The organism is Rhodococcus sp. BS-15 (assembly GCF_000813105.1).
Taxonomy (GTDB): domain Bacteria; phylum Actinomycetota; class Actinomycetes; order Mycobacteriales; family Mycobacteriaceae; genus Rhodococcoides.
In genome coordinates this window covers 1-3504 of record NZ_BAOX01000398.1, presented here as the reverse complement: position 1 = coordinate 3504, position 3504 = coordinate 1, and the positions used below count along the sequence as shown (strand labels likewise).

At 64.2% G+C, this 3504-nt stretch carries 3 protein-coding genes; 1 reads left to right on the top strand and 2 read right to left on the bottom strand.

Annotated elements, in window-relative coordinates; translation table 11 throughout:
- Positions 1 to 602: PLP-dependent cysteine synthase family protein (locus tag RHBS_RS25705; RefSeq protein ID WP_128646812.1), on the bottom strand; the 602-nt coding region annotated here is incomplete at its 3' end.
- A gap of 108 nt (positions 603 to 710) precedes the next feature.
- On the bottom strand, positions 711 to 1130 hold the full coding sequence (locus RHBS_RS25700) for a hypothetical protein (protein WP_230593569.1): 420 nt from the start codon (positions 1128 to 1130) through the stop codon (positions 711 to 713).
- A 489-nt stretch (positions 1131 to 1619) separates the two neighbouring features.
- Here RHBS_RS25700 and lnt point away from each other — a divergent pair, with 489 nt between their 5' ends.
- Positions 1620 to 3218 (top strand): apolipoprotein N-acyltransferase, encoded by a 1599-nt coding sequence (gene lnt, locus RHBS_RS25695; RefSeq protein WP_080733460.1) that lies wholly within the window; start codon positions 1620 to 1622, stop codon positions 3216 to 3218.
- The last annotated feature ends 286 nt before the right edge of the window (positions 3219 to 3504 follow it).

Genomic DNA, 3504 nt, shown 5'->3' with positions numbered 1-3504 from the left:
GTGCCCACCGAGCAAACCAAGGTGTCGACGCGTCCGAGCTGGGCGATGAGTTCGTGAGCGAGCGACTCGTACGCCTCGACATTGTCCGGGTTGGTGTACTGATCCGGGCACCACGACCCTGGATGTGTATCGAGGAGCTCACGGACCTTCTCACGCCGGGCCTGCTGCCAGCCGCCGTCGGGGTGCGGTGTGGTGACCAGTTCGACGCGGGCACCGTACGCGGCGAGCATCCGGTGCACGATCGGTTCCAGTCCCGGGTCGGCGACGAGGGTGACGGGGTGGTGATGGGTGATCCCGGCCAGGGCCAGACCCAGGCCGAGGGTTCCGCTGGTGGATTCGATGATCATCGCGCCGGGAGCGAGGTCGCCGCGGGCCTTGGCTTTTTCGACCATGTGCAGCGCGGGGCGGTCTTTCATCCCACCGGGATTGCTGCCTTCGAGTTTCGCCCAGAAGCCGCGGCCGGAGTCCGCGAACGGTTCACCGATCCACAGAACGGGCGTGTTGCCGACCATTGTGCTCGGTTCCGGGCAGTTCTTGGCGGTCGCCAACATGTGGCCGGCGGAGGACGGTGGCACGAGTGTGGAGCGAACAGCACTGTTCATGATGAGTAGTCCCTGTATGTGATCTGCGAGGAGCGCAGTAAGTGAGTGATGGGCAGCACGAACTGGGCCATGAGAGGAGAAGTCCTCGGATGGCCCGCGGGCTGCTGATCAGCACCTGTTGATACAGAGTTCGTTCAAGACGGTTCGGCCGTGCCGGATCGGAATGGGTAGATCCGGTGGGGCTCGCGAAATGCGCGGGGCAGACATCGCCACCAACACCACAGCGAAGGCCATCGCTGCGACCGCGGCGATGGTCGATGGGCGGGGCGGGTTGTCGGATCGGGGCATTGCGATGACGGTGTTCGTATCGTGCGCCATGTGGGGCGATCCGTCGTCGATGTGCGCGTGGTTGGGGGAGAGTTCCGCGGCGGCCTGAGACGAGGACGAAACGATGTGTACGCCGTCGCTGTGATGGTCCTGTTCCCAGGCGATGCCGCATTGAGCGATGGTGTGAGCCAACAAATACAGGACAGCGGCGACTGCGATAACCGTCCGCAGGCGCGGCGGGCCCAGCGCAGAGATTCTCACAACGCCTCGACGGTAGCAGCCGGAAACTGGGTTGGCCCAAACCCATTCAGGGTGCCCCTGATGTGCCGCCGCCGAATCGGGCGGTCACACCGCCCGCCCGCAGGCACCACATGTTTCTGGTCACGTCGAACACGGCCAGGACGATCGGGGCGGTGATCATGATGGCCGCCAGAGCAGATGCACCCGCATATGTCGGCGTGCTGCGGCGCGGTAGAAGCCAGTCTCCATCCCGGGGTCCAGCACGCATCTTGTGCGAGCCGAGGGTGGTCCGTGCACCGGTCGATGCCCGGCCACGAAGGGCACCGCGAAGGACAAAGGGCACAGCGAAGGTGCGCGGTCGATATCCCGGGGTATGCATCGACGTCGCAGAGGCGCGGTGTCGGCGGGGGAGCCGGTCCGGGCTCACCGCTGTTACTACTATCGTGCATAGTAGTAACCGAGGGTGGTCAGGTGGCGCTATGCCGTACATGAGAAAAGAGCCATGCAGGCATGCTCGATATCGAGTCCAGCGCAACAACAGTGAACCGTCACCGACGAACCCGACGTCGCCGTGTGTTCACCGCGATAGCAGGCAGGTCATCGTGTGCGGTATCTGCTGGTGTGCTGTTGTACGCGGGCTTTCCACCTCGGTCGCTGTGGTTCCTCGCGCCGTTGGGTGTCGGGGTTCTTGTTCTCGTCATCCGCGGCCGTTCCATCCGGGCGGCGTTCTTCTACGGGTATCTGTCGGGATTGGCGTTCTTTCTGCCTCTGCTGCCCTGGGTGGGTGTCTACGTCGGTGCCCCGCCGTGGCTGGCGCTCGCGGCGATCCAAGCGATAGCAGTGGCACTGTTCTGCGCTGCAGCGGCCGCAGTGTCCGGGTTGCGCTTCGAACCGCTGTGGATCGCCGCGATCTGGACCGCCACCGAAGGTCTGCGCGCACGGATTCCGTTCGGGGGATTTCCGTGGGGGAAACTAGCTTTCGCCCAAGCAGACGGCCCTCTGCTCTCGCTTGCCGCGTTCGCCGGTGCGCCCGGTGTATCTTTTGCAGTCGCAGTGATCGGCGCGGCACTGGCCAGTGTGGTCCGCCAGGTACGCCCGCCGACGCCGCGATTCGCAGTCGGGTCGGTGGCCACTGTGGTGATCGTGCCGGCTCTGGCTTTCGCGCTCACTCCCGCTGACGATGCAGGCGCAGCGCGTGCGACGGTCGCCGTTGTTCAAGGCAACGTTCCGCGGTCGGGTCTGGACTTCAACTCGCAACGTCGAGCAGTTCTCGACAATCACATCGAGCGAACAATGCAGCTCGGGGACGACATCACCGCCGGCAGGGTGCCCGCTCCCGACCTGGTGATCTGGCCGGAGAATGCATCCGATATCGACCCACTGCGCAACGCCGACGCCACTGCCGGGATCGACGCTGCAGCGCGGTCGGTCGGGGTGCCGATTCTGGTCGGAGCTGTGCTCGGTAACGACGACGGCACCTCGATGAATACCTCGATCGTGTGGGATCCGGTACTCGGACCGGGGGAGCGACACGACAAACGCAAACTTGTTCCTTTCGGAGAGTATCTCCCGATGCGATCTGTGATGACGAGGTTGTCCTCCTACGCCTCGCAGGCCGGTAACTTCGTTCCCGGGTCGGGCGACGGTGTCGTCGATATCGCCGGAATTCCGACGGCCGTCGCCACCTGTTACGAGGTCGCGTTCGACGAGCTGGTCACCGACTCCGTGCGTGCGGGGGCGCAGCTGATCACGGTCCCCACCAACAATGCGACGTTCGGGCGCACCGATATGACCTACCAGCAGTTGGCGATGTCGCGGCTGCGGGCGGTCGAGCACAACAGGACTGTTCTCGTTGCGGCGACCAGTGGGGTCAGTGCCGTCATCGACCCACAGGGGAAGGTCGCAGATCGTTCGGGCTTGTTCGCTGCGCAGACGTTGGTCGCTGATGTTGCCCTGGAAACGAGATCGACGTGGGCGACAAAGCTGGGACCGCTTCCGGAGTACGCCGCGGTCGTTCTTGCTGTCGTGGGGTGTGCTCTCGCATGGAGAAGGCAGCGTTCGCCGGCCGATGGTCTCCGACCGTCGACGTCCGGTGCTACCGCGCTGTGAGGCACGAAACCACTGCGGGGGACATCGAACTACTAACCATGATAGTAATTACCCCACTCGTCGTGTATCTTTTCGTTATCGCGTCGTGATCCGTTCGATACATCAGTGAGGTGCGCACGTCGATGACTTCGCCTCGCTCCATTCGATTACCGAGGACTCTGCTGTGGCACAACACCGTATGACCCGCATGACCGACCGACGTCGACAGTTGATGGACTGTGACGTGCCGGGAGTGGCGGTGACGCCGAGAGGGCGGCATCGCGCTCGGGCGCGCGCCACCGGACGA

What these genes read in the sequence shown, in the direction of transcription:
- lnt (WP_080733460.1), top strand. Translation starts at nt 1,620, where the DNA reads ATGCTCGATATCGAGTCCAGCGCAACAACAGTGAACCGTCACCGACGA.